Below are 20,506 nucleotides of genomic sequence, written 5' to 3' on the forward strand. Positions count from 1 at the left end.
GCAGTACATTCGTGTGTTCTACAGTCTCACGATGAGCGACACATCTGTTCCATTTATTATCGATGCGATATATCCCAGCAGTAGAATGGTCGCTATCGAAACGACTGCCCTCACGAAGCGTTTTGGCGAGGTCCTCGCTGTTAACGATTTGAACCTCCGCATCGAAGATGGAGAGATATTCGGATTTTTGGGTCCGAACGGAGCTGGAAAATCCACGACGATCAATATGCTCTTGGATTTCCACCGGCCGACAGCCGGGGCAGCTACTGTCCTCGGCTACGATTCACAGACAGAAACGGACGCAATTCGCAAGCGAGTCGGCGTCCTCCCAGAAGGGTTGGAGCTATACGAGCGCCTCACCGCGCGTGAGCATCTTGAGCTCTGTGTTCAGATGAAAAACGCTGACGACACGCCCGAGTCCGTCTTAGCGCGCGTCGGATTGAGCGATGACGGAGATCGAAAAACAGGAGGTTTCTCGAAAGGAATGCGACAGCGTCTCTCCCTCGGGATGGCGTTGATCGGTGATCCCGAACTCATCATCCTTGATGAACCCACTTCCGGATTGGACCCGAACGGTATCCAGCATTTTCGAGAGCTTCTTCGAGAAGAAGCTGAATCCGGCACAACCGTCTTCTTTTCGAGCCATATCCTCTCGGAAGTTGAGGCAGTCTGTGACCGCGTTGGCATCATGAACAACGGCGAGCTTGTTGCCCTCGACAGCATCGATACTCTCCGCGAGCACACTGGCACAGGTGGTGAGGTCGAAATCACTGTCGAAGCAGTTCCGGACGACCTCCAACTACAATCGTTAGACGGGGTGAGCAACACAACGGTTGAGGGCAACGAGATCCACACCCACTGTTCGTCCACTGATGCGAAGATGAGCGTGATACGCCACATCGACACCAACGCGACGATCACCGGAATCGTCGTCGGAGAAGCGTCGCTCGAAGAGCTGTTCAATGAGTACACAGACAGCAGAGATGGTGATCGTGATGTTGACGACGATGAAACAAAGGAAAAGGACAAACAGGAGGTGATTGCGTGAGCATCGCTGGCGTCGTCCGCAAGGACCTCCTCGACGTTCGTCGATCTAATCTCGTCCGGGGAGTCGGACTGTTGTATCTCGCGTTTACTGTGCTGTTTTTCTGGGGAACCGGCACCACCGGAGCGACGGATATGTACATGTCACTCTGGATGATGATCGCCATCGCCATCCTCATTATCCCGCTCATCGCGCTCGTTGCTGCGTATCTCTCGGTGGCCGGAGAACGGCAGAGCGGAAACCTCAAGTTTCTATTATCGTATCCGAACAACCGCCGCGATGTCGTCATCGGGAAGCTCGTTGCCCGATCGACGGTAGTGGCAGTGGCAATCGCGTTCGCCTACGCGGTCGGTCTCGCAGTGGCGATGTACTATTATCCTGAAGTTTTCATCGGCGATTTCGTCGCGTTCGTCGGACTGACGCTGCTGTATGCGCTCGTCTATGTGAGCATCGCGGTTGCGATTTCGGCTGCGACCAGTACTCGATCGCGGGCAATGGGCGCGTCTATCGCCGTCTGGTTCGTGTTGAACGTGTTCTGGAACTTCCTGCCGATCCAACCGAGGACAGTCGTCTCATTCGTCGCGGACAAGCTCGGGACGACGGTATCGACGAACATCAAGGACCTCGTTTGGGCGCTCAGTCCGACAGGGGCGTACATGAACTCAATGCAGCTCGTGTTCCCAGACTCGTACATCCGCCAGATCGGGCAACGACAGTGGCTTGACCCCAACACACCCTTCTACCTCGACGGCTGGTTCATGCTGGTCATTCTCGCTGTCTGGCTCGTCGTGCCGCTACTGCTTGGATACTGGCGCTTTGAGCGTGCAGATCTCGGCTGAACTGTTGGCCTACCATCTGAGCACGTGAGACGACACTCACGCAACGCTATTTGTTGATCGAGAGTTTGACAGTACGTATGGTCGACTACACGCTGGATGGATCGATCGCTGTCATCACCATTGACCGTCCGGAGGCCAAAAACGCGATCGACAACGAGACTGCATTGGCACTCCGTGATGCATGGCAGCGATTCGACGACGATGACGACGCATTCGTGGGCATTCTGACCGGATCAGGAGGGACATTCTCGGCGGGAGCCGATCTGAAAGCGATGGATCTCGAAGATCGTCCCGAAGGATGGCTTGGTTTTTCACGAATGCACGTGGAAAAGCCCACGATCGCAGCGATCGAAGGACACTGTGTCGCGGGCGGACTAGAGCTGGCTCTCTGGTGTGATCTTCGTGTTGCCGGAGAGAGCGCGACGTTCGGCTGCTTTGAGCGGCGGTTCGGTGTGCCGCTAGTGGATGGCGGTACCCAACGACTCCCGCACATCGTCGGACTCGGACGAGCGCTCGATATGATTCTCACAGGTCGTGCCGTCAACGCTCGTGAGGCCAAAGAATGGGGATTACTCACTCGCATCGCGGACGATGGCGCGGCGCTTGCGGTGGCACAGGAGATGGCTGCCACAATCGCTGAATACCCACAACAGACGGTCCGAACCGACCGTGCGGCGGTCTACGATGGGCTTGGCGAGGAACTGGCACAAGGACTCCGCATCGAAGCGTGGCACGGCCAACGAGCGCTCGAAACCGCACACGAAGGTGCAGAACGCTTCGAGTCGGGGGAAGGACGCCACGGTGAGAATATCGAGCGTCGAGAAGAATAAACACGTACCACCTGTCTTGTTTCAATTTGTTCTGACCCTAAATCATCCAGCCTTTCTGAAATTCTTCCTCGAATCCGTCGTGTCCTCGTCCGTCGGCGTTCTGATGATCCTGTCGGGCAGTCGTATACGATAAACCGGCTTCGCTCATGAGTGCGCGGACCCGTCGGAGGCAATAATCGACACCAAACGTCGACTCAATATACTCCTGTGCGAGCGCTGCTGTCCACACTGGCGCATCATATCCAACCGCAGTTGGAGAATGATGAAGCGTCTGTTCGAACTGCTCGCGTTCGTCATTGGAGAGCTTTGCTGGACGTCCTGGTCGATCGTCGTCGTAGACGACCGCTTCAAACGGCTCATCAGCGAGTCGGTCGAGACGACACAACCAGTTGTAGATTGTTTTTTCTGTGACCCCATACATCTCTGCTAACTTCGCTTGCGAGATTCCCTCTTTGTAGGTAAGACCCACCATGACCCGTTGTGTCGCTTGTTTTCCCTCGACCGCCGCCAGCACGCTTCGGAGATCATCAGCTGTGACACGCTCTAAATGAGCCATAAACAGCCATAGGGCGAGATCACGTAAAGACATTCTGCCAGTAGTATCGTTCGACGACAGCAGGATAGATTAGTGAAGTGAATCGATCTGTTCGACGATCGGTTCAGAATCCGCTCTCACAGACGCATAGACTCGCTCGGCCCATTCTCGTGCGACAGGTGATTCAGTATCGACGAACACCTGCATCTGTCCCGTCGATTCATCGTAGCCGCCGATCCCGACGTGATCATCAAAGAGTGCAAGCCCGTACGGTAACTCATCGCGCGTTCGGAGAGTCAGGTGTCCGCTCTCGATTGCCTCGCTTGCGTGCTCTGGATACGCCTCGAAGAGCTTCTCGGCGACGTGCGGGAGATACACCATTTCGGTTTCGGTCTCATCGAAGATCTGCCGATGAAATTCGCCGAGGACGATCGGCGCCATGTGAGTCGTGTTGAATCCACGGAAGGAGTCTGAGTTTTCCACGAGAGAAATAAACCGTTCGATGGGCCGATATGGCTCCTCAGGCGCTGCAACGGTAACTGTCGCGTCGACGAACGATTCGATAACGAACTCGCGAAGATCCTCACAGATGCAGTCTAGCAGTGGTGACAGTCGGTTGGCTGTTTGTACATTCGTCTCGAAGCGAAGCACCTCTTCGGCGACAGTCTCACCCAACCCAGTCAACTGAAACCTACTGTTGATTTTTGTAATGAAACCAAGTTCGTCGAGTCGTTGCGTAAAGCGGTGGCTTGTCGCCCGTGAGACGCCGAGTCGCTCCTCGATTTCTCGGTGATCGAGCGGCTGCTCAAGTAATGTTTCGAGGAGTGGCCCGTGCCGGACGATGTCGAGGAGTACATCAGTATCGAGCCGCGTATCAACCGCTGCCAACCGCTGACCGAGGTGGCGGCGGTTTCTCGCGTTCTCAAGGATCGACTCCAAAATTGGAGATCCTCGCTTCGGACGCGAGTCGTCATCTCGGTTGTTTTCGGTGGTCCTCATAGTACTCCTCTCAAGAGGACTTGGATCGCACGGATAGTAACTCTGTTCACGAATAGCAGATGTCTGCGCTTTGATTACAGAAACCAGCATTCGTATTCGTTATAAAACAATTCATGAAGATGGAATGTACTTGCTATGTGTTCTACGATGCTGTCGGATAACAATCGTACAATATCTGTTATTATACTTACTGATCAATGAAAGAATTATTACCCGTCAATATAACAATGGGATATGGGAGAAAAGATACGCGATCTCACAGGAGAGATTGATTGCGTGTTCTTTGATTTCGATGGTGTACTCATCGACTTTTGTGACACAGGGATACCAAACTGGCTCATTCAGATGGTACAAAAAGAAGCCAGAGCTATGGGTGTCGATGATATCAGTCCTGGAAACGTCGTTTCATTGTTCGGACGACCAGGAGCCGATCATTTCAGGCAGACGTGTACCGAGCTTGGGATCGATCGACCGTCAGACTTCTGGGATGCTGTTCATCATCGCGGAACCAAAGAAAAGGTTCATCGATTCGAGGCTGGCGAAATAACTGCTTACGATGATATCTCGGTCATTCAAGCACTGTCCGCGTCGTTCAAGATTGCGATCGTTAGCAATCAACCGCAAGCATCTGTTGAACAACTGCTTCACAAACTACCCGTTCACGATCACGTTGATGGGGTCGTCGGACTCGAAGGGCTCGAAACAAACGATCACCGAAAGCCAAACCCGGACTTCATTCTCGACGCAAAGAGGCGTCTCGGTGTCGAATCACCAGCCTACGTCGGGGACAGTGCGGTCGATGTGGAGGCTGCACGGACTGCTGATGCGGTTCCCGTGTATATTAATCGTGACGGCTCATTTCCAAACCATCAGGCGTATAACATTCAGACACTCGGATCGCTTCGAGCGCTTCTAGAGTAATTTCCATGGCTCTCGGCACTGATCGAATCGCCGGTGTCGCACATTCCACAGTCCGGCTTGAGTGTGGCAGACACCCGCCGTCAGTCAGAGGAACGTAAGCTGCTCCCGGTGTTCGTCCACTTTGAAAAGAAGTTCCAGATGATTTGGGAGGCATCCGGTCCTCCGGGGTCCGTGTAGGAACCGTCAGTGGCACCACCGGACCATGCGTGACCCATACCATCAACAATGTACTTTTCGACGATAGCTCGACCGTGTGGGTCGTGGTATTCGTACTCGGTGTAGCTGCGGCTAGATCCCGAGCCGCTGTTCGTCACGTCGGCAGTGTAGTCAACACCGCCGTCGTCGCTTCCATCGAGCGCGAGATCGTTGGTGACGGTCGCCTGTTCTGCGGCTTCGTGGCCATTGCACGGATAGACCGTAGTGTCGTTCGTCCCATGGAAGACGATGGTTGGGACCGGTTGTGTAATTCCGAACTGCTCCATGCGGTCGTACGCGTGTTGCCCCTCTACGACCGGATCTGTCGACGAACCAGCGCTACAGTTGAAGAGAACGGTGTTTCCTTCGATTTGGGACTCAGCAACGTCGTACATTGTTCCCGAATGAACCGCACCGGCCGCGAAGACGTCGGCGTACTCTACGATCGCGTTCGGGACGAAGGCTGCACCGGCTGAGAACCCAGCGATGTACACCCGTTGGGTATCAATGTTCTCGCGGTTTTTCTCCTGATCGACAATCCCGACCATCTCCGTGAGTTCACCCCTGTTGCGTGTGGTGTTCGCGTCGTTGAACCACTGCCAACAGTCGTACAATCCCGTCGTCTGCTCGGGATAGACGACAATGAAGCCATTCTCCTCAGAAATCTGATTCATCTGAGTCGCGTCCTTGAACCCATCGGGACTCTGAGTACAGCCGTGCATCATTAATAGAAGGGGCACTGCCTCACTCCCGTCGTTCGTGCTCGGCACGTATTTCGTGTACCGTCGTCCGTTGTAACTCTCGTCAGTGTAACTGCCAGCAGCCGCGCTAACCGTCGATACGCTTCCCATCGCCACACCAGTGACCACACCGCCAATGCTCTTCAACATTGTTCGCCGATCAATCCGTGTGCCACGAAGGGACGATCGGTCTGAGTCGTATGACATATACGACACAATAGACGATCCAAGATGATGTATTCTTTCATTAATATATGAACAAGATTATATCTTGATTGATTTCCAATCAAATCTCGGCAGACGCGAACCTCGTGACGAAACACGACAGCGCGAAGACTAACCACCGATAATCATTTGCAGCGAAAGAGTTTTATAGAATAATGAAAATTCATGAGTAATAAATCCGAGATCATGATCGAACTCGTTCTTGACGTGGAGCAGTACGATTGTCCGTACATTGCGGCGACCGACGAACACGACGTGGCGTTTTCGACACTCAATTGGGAGTTCGATCGTACAGCCGAGACGCTCGAAACCCGAATGGTGGTCGACGGTAGTGATCGTGCGACTCTCGATGCGGGACTCGGGACGCTCCCCGAACACGACCAGATTCTCGAATACGAACTCGTTGCCAAACGAGAGGGAGTTGCCCGGATCCGGTCAGTTATTCCGATGACGGACGCGATGGACGTTATCCAAACTCACAACGGCTACATTTCGGGACCGTTCCACATCGAATCAGGAAGCGAACGCTGGCAGGTGAGCTTCGATAGCGAGAAGCACGCTGAAGGTGCTCTTTCTGCGCTTGCTGCTGATAACGAGTTCACCGTCGAAGCGCGCGAAGAGTTGCGCCTTGGCGAGATGCAGGGCTACGCCCAGTCCGTTGGCGCAGCGATGACGCTCGTAGACGGCTGCCGTGATCTTTCAAAGACCGAGCGGCGTACGCTCGAAGCCGCAGTTGATGGTGGCTACTTCAACCGTCCGCGCGATACCGACCTCGGTAGACTTGCTTCGGAGTTCGGTGTCTCAAAGCCTGCGGTCTCGAACAATCTGCGACGCGGTCAGGAACGCGTCCTCTCACGAGTGGTCGATGTTCTCGATGATATCGACGATGAAAACCAGAAGTAGTGAAATCATCGTGTGGGGATCTATTTTAGCTGTCTCAAATGTATCCTATAATGTATTAACATATTAACCCAGTGATTGATACTACGATAGGCACACTGTGACGTATGTCATGGAAACGAATGACATCACACGTCGTCGGGTCATTACCGCTCTTGGAGGGATGGGTGCGGCTGGTCTCGCAGGCTGTACCAATGGGACGACCAATAGCGGAGCATCGGAAACCGTGAAAATCGGAGTTCTTCAGCCGCTCACCGGCGACTTGAAATACTACGGACAGCAGTCGCTGTGGGGATTCTACGAGGGACTCAATCACAAGAGCGATGATCGATTCACCGCAGAGGCGAAGACGGGAGAAAAAACAGTCACAATCGGCGGGACTGACTACGTCTTGCTGGTCAGAGACACCCAGCTCGATGCCAATCGTGCTCAATCGCTGGCGACTGACCTCGTTCAGGACGACGACGTCGATCTCCTGTTCGGGTGTGCGTCCTCCTCGTCGGCGACACAGGTCGCCACGACGGTGACCAAACAGGCACAGGTCCCGACAATGGTTGGTCCCGCGGCCTCGGCGTCTCTCACAGCAAACAGCGAGACGTGCAGCCAGTATCTCTTCCGGGCGAGCGAGAACACCGCGATGGACGCTCGTTCGGGAGGAGCGTACATCGCAAAGAACAGCGAAGTCTCGAAAGTGTACTTGTTTGGTGCAGACTACAGCTTTGGGCGGGCCGTCGTCGAAAACTACCGAACCGTTTTGGAGAACAACGGTGTCGAGATCGTCGGCGAGAAGTTCGTCCCACAGGGCTACTCCGAATGGCAGGGCCTGCTCGACAACGCAGAGAAGGCGAGAGCAGACGGTATCGTCGCTGGGTTCACCGTGGCGACGCTACCACAACTGTTCACCACATTTCTCAATGGTGAGTACTCTTACCGAGTGTTCGGAGGCTTTGCCACCAAGATCACGGTCTCGATCATCGGCAAGACCCTGCAGAAGGTACTCGGCAAACCACTCACGGAGAAGAAGTTGAAGGGAACCGGACTTGGCCCGTTCACGACGCGGTATCACTGGAACCAGTACGACAACGAGATCAACAGTTCGTTTGTCGACAGCTATACGACGGCCTACGGCGTTGTTCCCGATCTGTTCTCCTCGGGAACGTTCACTGCCGCTTCAGCGATCGTCCAAGCAGTCGAAGAAAGCGGATCGACGGCGAGCGACGACGTGGTGTCGGCGCTTCGTGAGATGACCGTCACGGCATCGCCCAAGGGCAAGAATGCCTACACCTTCGAGAAACACAATCAGGCTCGCTCTGCGATGACGCTCGCAAACAGCGTTCCGAGTTCACAGAAAAATTGGGAAGCACCGATCAAACCGAGCGAACCGCTCGCTCGTGTTTCGGCGGATCGGACAACCATTCCGACCGACAACTCCGAGATGAACTGCCAACTGTAAGCCATGCTCAGGACTCAGAAACTGACGAAACGATTCGGCGGGCTGACGGCTGTCGACGAGGTCGACTTCGAACTCGAAGACGAACTCTGTTCGCTCATCGGACCGAACGGGGCGGGAAAGACCACGTTCTTCGATCTCCTGACCGGCACATTACGACCGAGTAGCGGAACCATCGAACTCAAGACGGAACGAGGTTGGCGCGATATGACGGAAGCAGGCACGGATGAGACAGCCTCACTCGGACTTCACCGATCGTACCAGATAACGAATATTTTTTCAGGGAGTACAGTAGCGGAGAACGTACGGATCGCGGCGCAAGCACACGGCAACGATTCATTCACGCTGTGGCGAAACACAAAGGCGTTTGATGGGTATATCGAGGAAGCACACTCCATCTTGGAACGTGTTGGTCTTGCAAGCGAGGCCGAGACGACCGCATCGAATTTGAGCCACGGCGAAAAGCGCAAGCTCGAAGTGGCAATCGCGTTGGCGGGTGATCCGGACGTGTTGCTCTTAGACGAACCGAACGCTGGCGTTTCGAGCGAGAGCGTCGAGGAAATCATCGCGCTCATCCACGACGTGGCTGACGACCACGCGGTGCTGTTAGTCGAGCACAACATGGACATTGTGATGAACGTCTCTGATCGGATCGTCGTTCTCCATCAGGGAGCAGTGATCGCAGACGGCGATCCCGAAACAATTCAGAACGATCCGGCTGTACAGGAGGCGTACTTCGGTAGCTACGCGGACGACTGGAAAGATGCGAGCGGTACGAAAAGAGGAACGGAGGGGACAACGGCGTGAGCGCAGACAGGCACACAGCGGAGGAGACGGGCGCTGCCAGCGGCGATCCTCCTGAGTCGAAGCCGCTGCTCGTCGCCGAAGGGCTTCAGACCTACTACGGCGAGAGTCACATTCTCGAAGGCGTTTCGTTCGATATACGTGAGGGGGAGGTGGTCGCGCTCGTTGGCCGCAACGGGGTGGGTAAGACCACAACGCTCCGTTCGATTCTCCAGCTCACACCGCCGCGAGCGGGATCGATTCGCTACCAGGGAGAGGAGCTGATCGGACAGCGACCCCACGAAGTAACCGAACGCGGTATCGGCTGGATCCCGGAAGAACGACGGATCTTTTCGGATCTCACGGTCGAAGAAAACCTCCGTATCGCGTCCGTCGACACCGAGCACGCCCTACATACAGCGTACGAGACGTTTCCGGATCTCGAACGATTCGCCCAGCGTAAGGCTGGTACGCTCTCGGGCGGGCAACAGCAGATGCTCGCTATTGCCCGCGCGCTCGTCGGCGACAATGATCTGTTGCTCGTCGACGAACCGAGCGAGGGACTCGCACCACAAATCGTCGCCGCGGTCGCAGAGAGCATCGCGGCAACCGAGCAGACGGTGCTGCTCGTCGAACAGAACTTGCCGCTCGCGTTCGATCTCGCCGATCGATTCTACGCGCTCGATAATGGACAGATTGTCGAGAGTGGTACAACCGACGACAACAGCGCCGATGACGCGCTCCGGGGGTATCTCTCTTCATGAGTGGTGTGATCGCTTGGCTGTCTCACTGTTCGGTTGCGGGGGTTCCGCTCACAGCCGATGTGCTCGGACAGTTCTTCCAGTTCGAGACGCTCGTATCCGTGTTTCTCAACGGGCTGGCGAAAGCGTCGTTGTACATCATGATTGCGACGGGGCTCACGCTCATTTTTGGATTGATGGGTGTTCTCAACTTTGCGCACGGCTCGTTGACGATGATCGGTGCCTATCTCGGTGGTACGGTGCTCACCGCTCTCGTCGCCAGTACGACGGGCGATCCTGCTCGTTTCGTGCTGTTTTTCGGAGCGGTTGTCGTCGTGTTCGGGACATTAACCGTCTTTGGCGGCCTCCTCGAAGTAACACTCATTCGGCCGTTGTACGACCGACCCCCGATCTACCAGATACTCCTCACCTTCGGGGTGACGCTTGTGCTCGATGAACTCGCGCGCATTGTCGTTACGTTCTACGGACTTCAACCCATCAGCGACTGGCAAGCCGCGCTGGGGACAAAACCCGATATTCTCACGCGCTCGGTTACCGTTGGCTCGGTGAGTGTCCCTGGATTAGCGTTGTTCGAGATCGTCTTCGGTGTCGTGACCGTACTTGCGATTCATGCCTTTCTCACCCGCACCCGATACGGACTCATCGTGCGGGCGGGCAGTGACGATTCAGAGATGGTTTCGGCGCTCGGTATCGACGTTCGACGCGTATTCACGGTGGTGTTCGCACTCGGTGTTGGCGTGGCGGGCGTCGCTGGTACACTCCTGTTGTGGGATCCGAACTGGGGTGCAAGCGTGCCGCTTGCGACGGAAACCCTTCTCCCGGCGTTCGTCGTAGTCATCGTTGGTGGACTGGGAACGTTCCGTGGGACCGTCGCCGCTGGGGTACTTGTCGGACTGGTCGACAGCACGATGACGTGGTGGTTCCAGAACGCGATTCAGTTCACCGGACTCCCCGAGATGATGGTCTTTCTCGTCTTGATTGTGACGCTGATCGTACGTCCACAGGGGCTGTTCGGTCTTGCGGAGGTGGGCGGTCATTAGCACCTCAACGCCGAACGAGCCGACCGAAACGAACGAAGACCACTGGCTCTCTCAGTACATCCACGAGCACACCATTCACCTCGGAGTGATCGCGTTTCTTTCGCTGTATCCCGCGCTCCACGCGGTGCTCACGAGTTCGGTGCTTGGTGCAGAAGCAGTAGCTGTGCTTCCGGATATCGAGACGATGACCGCAGTGCTCTACTTTGGGCTGTTCGCTATGAGCTTTGATTTTATCAGCGGCTACACCGGCTATCTCTCGTTCGGGCACGCCGCGTTCTACGGCACGGGCGCGTACTTCGTCGTGCTCGCGGCAAATGGCACCATTCCATTCGTGCCATCGGGAACACCGTTCATGGTTCTCCTGATACTCGCTGGGATGTGTGCGCTCGTGCTTGCTCTGCTCATCGGCGGCGTGTCGTTTCGGCTCAGCGGTGTCTACTTCGCCATGATCACTCTCGGATTCTCACAGGTGCTGTACGTGTTCGTGCGTGGCTGGCGATACGTCGGCTCGAATCCGCGCGACGGAGTGTTTGTCACAGGTCGCTCCGATGGCTTCGAGATCGGCGTCCCGTTCATCGATCAGCTAACGGTCGCCATCGGACAGCTCACTGGTGATGAAGTCAATGGATTCCTGGGGATCATCTCGCTTTCCGCCACTGAGGTTACCTACTACGCTATTGGATTCGTCGTACTGCTCTGTTATTTCTCGATGCAGCGAATTCTCAACTCGCCGTTCGGCCGGATCATGGTTGCCATTCGTGAAAACGAAGCGCGCACTCGCGCAATCGGATACGACACGTTTCGGTACAAACTGGCAGCGTTTGCGATCAGTGGATTTTTCGCTGGCATTGCCGGTGCGCTCTTCGCTGGGGTCCGGCGGTCGGTTTCGCCCGACAACTCGCTGTTTTTCCTCGTGACCGGCGACGCGCTGCTTGCCTCGATACTGGGCGGCTTCGGAACACTCGCTGGACCGCTCTACGGCCGACTGTTCGATGAGTCTGTCCGGGAGTTCCTCTCGACCGGTGGCACAGGAGGTGGTCTGCTCCCCTATCTCCGTGGGCACCTCCCGACGAGTGTACTCGATGCCGATCTCTTCGGTGTCACGGTTCGGGCAGCGGTCGAAACGTTTCTGAACGGCCACGCGAGCCTCTATCTTGGCCTTCTCTTCGTGCTCTTCGTGCTCTACGTGCCAAACGGGCTGTTGGGAACAATCCAGAAACGTTCCGAGGGAACAGTGACTTCGTGGCTGATGGGATGGGTCGAACGACGCCGATAGTCCCCTCAGTAAAGAACCGAAGAACAGAGAAACCAGCACAGACACCCACTCTGGTAACACTACGATGATGCTATCGCTCTCGAACGATGACTATAATCAGCACGAGGGAGTACACACGGCCGAATGGTTACTGATGCGAATCGACGCGAAGGGATTCCGTTCGGAACGGTGGTTCAACGCGATCGTGCCACCTTGGCGCTCGTGATTTTTGTCGTTCTGTTCGCGCAGGTGTTGTTGTATCCAGGCGTCACCGATTTGGTCACGGCCCTTGGTGCAACAACAGATCTCGACGCCAGCACGTGGTTTCTTGGTGCCGAGTTCGCCGCATTCGTCCTCTTTTCAGGCTTTTGGGGTGCGCTGAGTGATCGCACCAGCCGTCGTATCCCGTTTATTGTCGTTGGTGGACTCGGTGGGGCTGCGGGTTATGCCATCCTCGCGTTCCTTGGGCAGGGATACGGTGTCCGCTTCGAAACAGTCCTCGTATTACGTTTCTTCCAAGGAGCACTCACGATTGCCGCGTTCTCACTGGCGATGACCATGCTCATGGATCTTGAGGGAGGACACGGACAGAACATGGGGGCAGCTGGCATCGCGATCGGCTTAGGAACAGCACTCGGTGCACCGATCGGTGGCCAGCTGTACGAACAAGGCGCATTCGTTCCGCTCTGGATTGCGAGTGTTGCGCTTCTACTCGCTGCAGGGTTGGCCACTCGGGTCACCGACCGCTCTCCATCGGGACAGCGAATGGGACTGCGCGATGTTGGCCGTCGTCTCCGGGGAACCCCTGCATTGGGTTTCCCGTACGCATTCGGGTTCATGGACCGTCTTACAGCCGGATTTTTCGCACTGATCGGCACGATCTACTTTCGGGAGACGTTCGCTCTTGATGCAGGCGGGGCTGGTCTCATGCTAGGACTGTTCTTTGTTCCCTTCGCACTCCTACAGTATCCATTGGGAGTCGTTTCGGATCGCATTGGACGAAAGCTTCCAGTTGCGATCGGCTCACTTCTCTACGGAGGCACTGTTATCGCAGTGTATCTGGCACCGACACTGTGGCTCGCTGGGTGTACGATGGTTCTGTTGGGAGTCTTTGGTGCGCTCGTCTCACCAGCGACGATGGCGTTGGTTTCCGATCTCGCAACAGACACTGATCGAGGCGTCGCAATGGGTGGGTTCAACATTTTCGGCAATCTTGGTTTTCTCGCCGGATTCGTCGTTGGAAGTGTCATTACCGACTCTTTCGATTATGGTGCTGCGTTCCTTGCCGCTGGACTCCTTGAGGCAGGTATCGTCGTCGTTGCGCTTCCATCGTTCCTCCGACTCGATTTGTCACAGACGCCGACATTTAGTGAATAAAACCGACTTCAGTCAATCTGCACGCTCGATCCTGAAACTGCACTTTCTTGTATCGCATCGAGAATCACTGCGTTCTGTGCTGCTTGGGCTGCATTCGTTCGTGGTGAGAGATGGTCCTCGATGCATTCGGCGAAGTGTTCGATTTCGAGCTGATACGGATCGACCGGCGGGAACGTTTCAGTTGTTCGTCGATTCCCGATCTCGTATTGGATCGATGTGTTTACATCTGGAGAAGAGAACGCCGGCTCGGCGGTTAGCCACCCTTCAGTGCCGATTACGTGATAGTACTGTGATTCGGCAGTATCGAACGACGCAGAGACGGTTGCAGTTGCGTTCTGATCGTATTTAAAGAGTGCTGTCATTTGTGTATCGACGCCGCTATCGTGCATATCGAAGGAATACGCGTGGACACGATCCGGTATTCCGAGAAACATTCGGACAGCATCGACAGTATAAACCCCGACATCGAGTGAGCTTCCACCACCGAGCGCCGGATCGAACCGAATCCCGGTTGGCAATCCCCGCAGTTCTGAATGGAACGTTGCTGTCGCAGATCGGATCTCGCCGAGTTCCTCACTGACGAGTTCTATGACACGTTCTGTGCGCGGTACATACCGGTACATGAGTCCTTCCATGAGCGTAACCCCGCGATCTTCACAGTAGGCATCGACCGCACGCGTTTCGTCTGCAGTCACGCCGAGTGGTTTTTCACATAGAATATGGTGGCCGTGATCGGCCGATTTGCGTATCCACTCGGCGTGTTTGCTGTTCGGGAGTGGGATGTACACTGCATCGATCTCCGCGTGTTCGAGGAGGTCGTCGTATGTCTCGTACACGTGAGGGATGTCGTGGGTCGTGGCCACTGCTTGTGCTTTTTCCTCCGTACGAGAAGCGATCGCGCGAATCGTGTGATCAGTTTTTTCGATGGCTGGTATGAACCGTTGTTGTGCGATCGTTGCCGTACCAATCACACCGAAGTGGATCGCCATAAGTGAAAATAGGTAAGAACGGATGAAGATCTTTTGCCAATTTCGATTGAATGTTCACAAATGTGTGGTATCTAGTAGAGTAAGTGACCGATCCGATTCTGACTCACGAAGTACGGGGCACAATCTCGGATCTGGGTGTCAAACACATAGAGTATTGTTCAGCTCTAGTTCATGGTTTGTTGTGACAAAATGTCCGTATACCGTCGGGCGTGAGCGACGGTTGGGGCCGTCGCTGCGACTGTGTCAATCGCCCAAGGATCTCCTCAGTCATCCATCAGAATCCGTGTCACCATCCGATCCATCAGAATCCGTGTCACCATCCGATCCATCAGAATCCGTGTCACCATCCGATCCATCAGAATCCGTGTCACCATCCGATCCATCAGAATCCGTGTCACCGTCGCTCACTGCTCTTTTCGAGTCAGTGTCTACTGTCTGTTCGTTCTCCGTTTGTATTCGGGCACGCTCAGCCTCATCAGTCGTGAGGTAGAGATAGAGCGGAGGGAACACGTACGCGGCAATCGCCAGAAGCACGAACCCCTGATGGAAGTAAGCCAACAAGCCAAACGCGGTTAAAGCTGCAGTGGCCGCCGCATGTACACCGGTTCGCGTGCGAGTGTAGAACCAGTAGTAGTCCCACACACCACGAAGCCACCCGTCGGAAGCAGAGACTGACACGGGCATACGTAAAACTAGCCCGCTCATCACAATCAGCGTTTCTACGAAAGGTGTCTAATTTCGTATTGACCGAGACACGATAAGCTACTGGAGTCTATCAATATCAAATGGCTACATTTGTCAAAACCTCCACTTATATCAGAGTGGCCGAATATACATCCATGTCTCTCGTGAACCAAACCCTCAAAAAGCTCGAATACGGCGGTGTAGTTGCTGGTGCATGGCTCCTGTCGGGGAGTGTACGGGCTGCAGAAGTACTCTCACGGACAGCAATCGATTGGATTGGAATTGATACCGAACACGCTCCTCATTCGCCCGAACGTGTTGAAGCACTAATTCGAGCAGTTGAACCAAACGCTACGCCGCTCGTGCGGCTTGCATCCGTTGAAACAGCCGTTTCAGACGGAGCAAAACACGCGCTCGACGCTGGTGCGCACGGAATTATCGTACCAGGCGTCGAAACCCCTGCGGACGCCGAAAACGTTGTCCGAGCAGCACAGTTTCCGCCAGCAGGCGAGCGTGGCGTCGCAGGCACTACCCGAGCAAATGCATACGGGAGTAATTTCGATGAATACGTCGATACTGCGAACGATGAGGTGCTCATTACCCTCCAAATCGAGACGCCGCCGGCAGTCACTGCTATCGATGAGATTCTCTCGGTCGATGGGGTCGATGTGGCGTTCGTTGGAGAAAACGACCTCTCGTCTGCACTTGGGTATCCCGGCAAAACGGAGCATCCAACGGTACAGAATGCTGTCAAACGAGTGCGAGAGGCAGCGCTGGATAACGATATTCATCCGGGGATTGCTGGCCGAACACCAGGAATCAAAACCGAGCGAGCAAATCGTGGATTTCAATTCTTTCTTCTCGGTGCCGATTTGAGCTTCATGCGCACCGGCATCGAAGCCTTCGTGACAGAGTAGACACAAACAAAAAGCAGATCAGCTCTGTATCACCGGAAACTGTCGGTACGAACGCGAAAGATAAACAACGGGTTTAGGAACATCCTCGAATAGGTTAGTTTGTGACACAGATTGACGTCAGCCACGAAGAAAATGTAGCGACCGTTACGATATCGAACCCTGAGCGAAAGAACGCACTTTCTGGCCCAGCGTGCGAGACGATGGCTGAATCCCTCCGCACGCTTGCACACGATTCGTCAGTTCGCTGTGTAGTCGTCACTGGCGAAGGTGACGCATTCTGTTCAGGGATCGATCTCGCTGGTGAGATCGGTGCGGGTGGTCCAGCGGCAGAGCTCGAAGGCGGGTTGAACGCTATCGCCACCAGCCTCTTACGGATGGAAAAACCCGTTGTTGCATCGGTTTCGGGACCAGCAGTCGGGGCGGGAGCGTCTATTGCTACGGCCTGTGATTTCGTCTATGCCGCCAACTCCGCTGAGTTTGGGTGGGGTTTTACCGACATCGGTCTCGCTCCCGACACTGGCGCAACCTACGTTCTCCCACGACTCGTCGGGATGCGGACAGCGATGGAGTTGCTCACGACTGGACGGCGAGTCAGTGCCGCCGAAGCCGTCGATCTCGGTATTGCGACAGAGGCAATCCCAGACGCTGAGCTGGACGATGTTGTCACCGAGCGTGTCGAGATGCTGTGCTCGCGGCCCACACGAGCGGTCGGCGAAGCAAAGCGCCTTCTCTTACGGAACGCTCACCGCTCGGTAGAAGAAGCCCTCGCTGCTGAGGCACGCGCACAAGAGCGAATTGTCCAAACAGAGGACTTCTCTGAGGGCATTTGTGCGTTCGTCGAAAACCGAGAGCCCGAATTCACCGGTCGATAATCGTCGGATACGAGTACAACGATACAAAAATAATTAGAGAGACAAAGTAATCCAGAACGTGATAGAAGTGACACCTGACATAGCTGTCGGGCATGGATTCTCGATCTCATCGATTAGCTGATGGCCAATCACGCTTGTAACGCTCCTGTTCCTCTCACGGTCCACCACAGTGGGATCGGACCGTCTACTCGATCGTCAGATCGCTGCTCTCTCCGCTCTCTTCGTTCTCCTTCCATTCAAGTTCGAATTCGATACTCAGTTCGGTGTTCGGATCGGTTCCTTCGCGCTCGGCCTTTACTTCGAACGTCGGTTGGGGAGGCACCTCCAAGCTAACCGAGTCGCTGGCTGCACGCAGGGTGATTGTTTCGCCTGCTTCTAGTTTTTTGGCGACTGTTCGGAGGTATTCAGCGATATCTTCACGCGATTGCCGGCGTTCACTCTCGAACAGAACTTCTTCTGGCATACCTCTCTGCAGGTCATCCGTTCGTATAAGCTTGCTCACTACTGAGTATCGAGATCGTTCGTCGAACACATGAGTTGCCCTACGAGCGACCGACCTTACGTACGGTTTGTTCGGCTGCTACTGGTTCATATACGAGCACCAATCGAATCTACGAAACGAATAGTCGATTTTCCTTCACCAATAAGATACAAACACATATATTCATAATTGTCCAATATATAGAGTCAGATAGTTGATAGCATCTCCGAACGTTACAATCAGTTATGTCTCATCTTTCGCGGTACACAGAGAACAAATAATACTCAATGTGTTAGGAATCTCTGGTGCAGTTACAAGAGTACGTCTGTAATCGATCGAGTACCGCATGAGTCGGATACAGGGTCACTCGATAAATCACATCCGGCGCTGGATTCGAAGAACTATCCATCCGAAATGATTTATGCACAGATATGCGACCAGTAGATATGGGAGAAGAGCACGATACCATGCTCTGGCGGACGGAAGCAGTCGGGCGCATGCTCGATGCCCGGCAGAGCGCACTCGCTCGCCAGTCAGTGGAGACGATTGCGCTCGGCGAGGGGATCGGTGGGCGTGTGCTCGCAGAGGAGATCGTTGCCGAGGAAAACGTTCCAGCGTTCGATCATGCGACAATGGATGGGTACGCGTTTGACACGGCTGATGAGTATCCGCTCGAACTCATCGACAGCGAAGTATTTCCGGAAGATGAGCCACCGACACTCGAATCGGGGGAGGCAGTCCGTATCGCTACCGGTGCGCCGCTGCCGGAACGAGCGACAGCCGTACTCAAAGAGGAAGTGGCGACGGTCAGAGATAGGCAACTCAACGGTCCCGATCTCGAATCGGGGACGTACACGTATGGGCGCGCGAGCAACGTCACCGCTGGTGAAACGCTCTTCGAAGCAGGTGAACGCCTCTCGGCGAAAGATGCGATCCTGTTACAAGATCTTGGATACGAGACTGTCGATGTCCGAGAGGTCTTTTCAGTTGCCCTGCTTGCGACTGGATCGGAGATCCACGAGGGCAAAACCTCCGATCTCGATTCGTGGATGCTCGCCGAACTCCTCAGGTCGTGGGGACACAAGGCGACATACGAGGGAACAGTTCCAGACGAATACGAGCGAGTCGAGGATCGTATCGGCGACCTCGCTCAGGAGTACGACGTGGTGCTGACGACCGGTGGGACCAGCGTCGGTAAGAAAGATCACGTCATTCAAGCGCTTGGAGCGTTGGGACAGATCGACTTTCATCGAGTACGTATTCGGCCGGGAAAACCCATTGCACTCGCTGAACTACCAGAGACAACAGTTGTTGCTGTTCCGGGAAAGCCAGTTGGTGCGCATACGATAGTGACTCTCATTGCACGCCCGCTCTTCCTCGGCGGAAATACGGCCCTTCCGACAATAAACGCATCAGTGACTCAGCGTGTCGATATCGGTCCGGACGGCTTCGAGTACGCTGTTCCCGTGCAGTTCGAAGACGGAGCTGCTATCCCGTTTGGCCACGTCTCCTCGTCGCTTCGTGTGTACGAAGAGACGTTTGATCCAAGCGTGCTTTCGTCATCGACGCGAGCGACGCGTGCAGACGGATTCTTTATTACTGACCACGCCGTAAAACAAGATGAAACAGTCGAAGTCGTACCGTATGAGGTGCTCGAATGAGCAATCAGGACCAAATCCCAGTTCTCGACCCGCATGATTTCGATACGGTCGAACGCACTGGAAAGACGGTCGGATGTGTCGTTCTCGCTGCCGGGATGGGAACGCGTTACGCAGATGGAAACAAGCTCTTGAACAACATCGACGGTGAGCCAATTGTCCGTCGGGCGGTTCGAACGTTTCTCGCGTCTCTCGACGATGTCGTTGTCGTAATCGGCCACGACACCGCTGCCGTTCGAAAAGCGCTCGACGGTCTCGATGTATCACTTGTCGTGAACAGAGACTACGATCAGGGACAGAGCACGTCGCTCCACTGCGGCGTTGTCGTCGGGCGTAATCGTGGGTGGGACGCGATCGTATTCGGACTGGGCGACATGCCGTTCGTTCGGTCCGAAACCATCGATTTGTTGGTACGAACCGACGTCGCTACCGATTACACTATCCTCGCGGCCGCCTACGATCGTAAGCGAGGAAACCCAACGCTGTTTGATGCCATCCATTACGACGCTCTCACCGAAATTGAAGGCGATCGCGGTGGACGACAACTCATCGTCCAATCAGACGAGACAGCTCTTGTCGAGACGTCCGATCCTGGGGTTACCCGTGACATCGACACCATTGCGGACTACAATTACTATCGCTGACACCATCGTGCGGACGCAGCAGGAGTTCACAATGGATATAGAGACAATATCACGTTTTCGAGTACATCACGAAATAGATAGAATGAATTGTAGTAGAAGCTTATAAACAAAAGTAATAAGATAGATGGTGCCGCTCTTCACCGATACGTGATGGCAGCGACTTCACGTAGATCGATACCATAACGAGAGGTATACGATCAGCAACCAACGCTCATATCGATACGGTGAACATCATACAATACAGTACTCAATCTGATAACAAGCCGTACCATCGGTTGTGCCTACTTTAGCGATTACGTATCTAAAGCACCACCAATAAAACGTCAAATCATAGCATAAAATACACCTAATTGTGTCTGTCTCAAA

Annotated in this window: 21 protein-coding genes; 15 read left to right on the forward strand and 6 right to left on the reverse strand. The window is 54.7% G+C overall.

Features of this window, described 5'->3' with window-relative positions; all coding sequences use genetic code 11:
• Positions 1-85 precede the first annotated feature (85 nt).
• From MW898_RS08650 to MW898_RS08660, 3 genes are all read left to right on the forward strand, one after another.
• Positions 86-1,048, forward strand: a complete 963-nt coding sequence (locus MW898_RS08650) for an ABC transporter ATP-binding protein (RefSeq protein WP_248909729.1) — start codon at positions 86-88, stop codon at positions 1,046-1,048.
• The gene (locus tag MW898_RS08655) at positions 1,045-1,884 is read left to right on the forward strand and encodes a DUF2705 family protein (protein ID WP_248906305.1); all 840 of its coding nucleotides are present in this window, start codon (positions 1,045-1,047) and stop codon (positions 1,882-1,884) included. Before MW898_RS08650 ends, MW898_RS08655 begins: the two co-directional genes overlap by 4 nt.
• A gap of 77 nt (positions 1,885-1,961) precedes the next feature.
• Positions 1,962-2,714: a crotonase/enoyl-CoA hydratase family protein gene (locus MW898_RS08660; RefSeq protein ID WP_248906307.1), complete on the forward strand. Its 753-nt coding sequence runs from the start codon at positions 1,962-1,964 to the stop codon at positions 2,712-2,714.
• Between the two features lie 37 nt (positions 2,715-2,751).
• Here MW898_RS08660 and MW898_RS08665 read toward each other — a convergent pair whose 3' ends face one another.
• Both MW898_RS08665 and MW898_RS08670 read right to left on the reverse strand, forming a co-directional pair.
• Positions 2,752-3,270: a winged helix-turn-helix domain-containing protein gene (locus MW898_RS08665; protein WP_248906309.1), complete on the reverse strand. Its 519-nt coding sequence runs from the start codon at positions 3,268-3,270 to the stop codon at positions 2,752-2,754.
• Positions 3,271-3,339: 69 nt separating this feature from the next.
• Positions 3,340-4,248 carry a helix-turn-helix transcriptional regulator gene (locus tag MW898_RS08670; protein ID WP_248906311.1) on the reverse strand — a complete coding sequence of 303 codons (909 nt, stop codon included), beginning with the start codon at positions 4,246-4,248 and terminating at the stop codon, positions 3,340-3,342.
• A 234-nt stretch (positions 4,249-4,482) separates the two neighbouring features.
• Between MW898_RS08670 and MW898_RS08675 the strand changes: the two genes are divergently transcribed.
• The gene (locus tag MW898_RS08675) at positions 4,483-5,169 is read left to right on the forward strand and encodes an HAD family hydrolase (protein WP_248906313.1); all 687 of its coding nucleotides are present in this window, start codon (positions 4,483-4,485) and stop codon (positions 5,167-5,169) included.
• Between the two features lie 80 nt (positions 5,170-5,249).
• On the opposite strand, the gene MW898_RS08680 is transcribed toward MW898_RS08675, so the two are convergent.
• The gene (locus tag MW898_RS08680; protein WP_248906315.1) at positions 5,250-6,311 is read right to left on the reverse strand and encodes an extracellular catalytic domain type 1 short-chain-length polyhydroxyalkanoate depolymerase; all 1,062 of its coding nucleotides are present in this window, start codon (positions 6,309-6,311) and stop codon (positions 5,250-5,252) included.
• Positions 6,312-6,515: 204 nt separating this feature from the next.
• Here MW898_RS08680 and MW898_RS08685 point away from each other — a divergent pair, with 204 nt between their 5' ends.
• The 7 genes from MW898_RS08685 (at position 6,516) to MW898_RS08715 (ending at position 13,895) form a co-directional block, all read left to right on the forward strand.
• The gene (locus MW898_RS08685; protein WP_248909730.1) at positions 6,516-7,232 is read left to right on the forward strand and encodes a helix-turn-helix domain-containing protein; all 717 of its coding nucleotides are present in this window, start codon (positions 6,516-6,518) and stop codon (positions 7,230-7,232) included.
• A gap of 109 nt (positions 7,233-7,341) precedes the next feature.
• A complete protein-coding gene (locus tag MW898_RS08690) occupies positions 7,342-8,682 on the forward strand; it encodes an ABC transporter substrate-binding protein (RefSeq protein ID WP_248906318.1) in 1,341 nt (446 codons plus the stop codon).
• Positions 8,683-8,685: 3 nt separating this feature from the next.
• Positions 8,686-9,486, forward strand: a complete 801-nt coding sequence (locus MW898_RS08695; protein ID WP_248906319.1) for an ABC transporter ATP-binding protein — start codon at positions 8,686-8,688, stop codon at positions 9,484-9,486.
• 65 nt (positions 9,487-9,551) lie between these two features.
• Positions 9,552-10,226 carry an ABC transporter ATP-binding protein gene (locus MW898_RS08700; protein ID WP_248909731.1) on the forward strand — a complete coding sequence of 225 codons (675 nt, stop codon included), beginning with the start codon at positions 9,552-9,554 and terminating at the stop codon, positions 10,224-10,226.
• Positions 10,223-11,263, forward strand: coding sequence for a branched-chain amino acid ABC transporter permease (locus MW898_RS08705; protein ID WP_248906321.1), 1,041 nt, complete (start codon positions 10,223-10,225; stop codon positions 11,261-11,263). The genes MW898_RS08700 and MW898_RS08705 overlap by 4 nt, the downstream gene beginning before the upstream one ends.
• Positions 11,264-11,336: 73 nt before the next feature.
• Complete coding sequence (locus MW898_RS08710) at positions 11,337-12,539, forward strand: branched-chain amino acid ABC transporter permease (RefSeq protein WP_248909732.1); 1,203 nt, start codon at positions 11,337-11,339, stop codon at positions 12,537-12,539.
• A 123-nt stretch (positions 12,540-12,662) separates the two neighbouring features.
• Positions 12,663-13,895, forward strand: coding sequence for an MFS transporter (locus MW898_RS08715; protein WP_248906323.1), 1,233 nt, complete (start codon positions 12,663-12,665; stop codon positions 13,893-13,895).
• An 8-nt stretch (positions 13,896-13,903) separates the two neighbouring features.
• Here MW898_RS08715 and MW898_RS08720 read toward each other — a convergent pair whose 3' ends face one another.
• A complete protein-coding gene (locus tag MW898_RS08720; protein ID WP_248906325.1) occupies positions 13,904-14,884 on the reverse strand; it encodes a Gfo/Idh/MocA family protein in 981 nt (326 codons plus the stop codon).
• A gap of 267 nt (positions 14,885-15,151) precedes the next feature.
• On the reverse strand, positions 15,152-15,568 hold the full coding sequence (locus tag MW898_RS08725; protein WP_248906327.1) for a hypothetical protein: 417 nt from the start codon (positions 15,566-15,568) through the stop codon (positions 15,152-15,154).
• Between the two features lie 155 nt (positions 15,569-15,723).
• Between MW898_RS08725 and MW898_RS08730 the strand changes: the two genes are divergently transcribed.
• Together MW898_RS08730 and MW898_RS08735 are read left to right on the forward strand one after the other, a co-directional pair.
• Positions 15,724-16,485 carry an HpcH/HpaI aldolase family protein gene (locus MW898_RS08730; RefSeq protein ID WP_248906329.1) on the forward strand — a complete coding sequence of 254 codons (762 nt, stop codon included), beginning with the start codon at positions 15,724-15,726 and terminating at the stop codon, positions 16,483-16,485.
• Positions 16,486-16,586: 101 nt separating this feature from the next.
• Positions 16,587-17,357 (forward strand): enoyl-CoA hydratase/isomerase family protein, encoded by a 771-nt coding sequence (locus tag MW898_RS08735; RefSeq protein ID WP_248906331.1) that lies wholly within the window; start codon positions 16,587-16,589, stop codon positions 17,355-17,357.
• Positions 17,358-17,541: 184 nt separating this feature from the next.
• Here MW898_RS08735 and MW898_RS08740 read toward each other — a convergent pair whose 3' ends face one another.
• Positions 17,542-17,820 (reverse strand): amphi-Trp domain-containing protein, encoded by a 279-nt coding sequence (locus tag MW898_RS08740; RefSeq protein ID WP_248906333.1) that lies wholly within the window; start codon positions 17,818-17,820, stop codon positions 17,542-17,544.
• Between the two features lie 449 nt (positions 17,821-18,269).
• Between MW898_RS08740 and MW898_RS08745 the strand changes: the two genes are divergently transcribed.
• Positions 18,270-19,499, forward strand: coding sequence for a molybdopterin molybdotransferase MoeA (locus MW898_RS08745; RefSeq protein ID WP_248906335.1), 1,230 nt, complete (start codon positions 18,270-18,272; stop codon positions 19,497-19,499).
• Entirely contained in the window at positions 19,496-20,140 is a 645-nt protein-coding gene (locus tag MW898_RS08750; RefSeq protein WP_248906337.1) for a nucleotidyltransferase family protein, read from the forward strand. The genes MW898_RS08745 and MW898_RS08750 overlap by 4 nt, the downstream gene beginning before the upstream one ends.
• Positions 20,141-20,506: the final 366 nt, after the last annotated feature.

The sequence above is a fragment of the Halocatena marina genome (assembly GCF_023276375.1).
In the GTDB taxonomy this organism is placed as follows: domain Archaea; phylum Halobacteriota; class Halobacteria; order Halobacteriales; family Haloarculaceae; genus Halocatena; species Halocatena marina.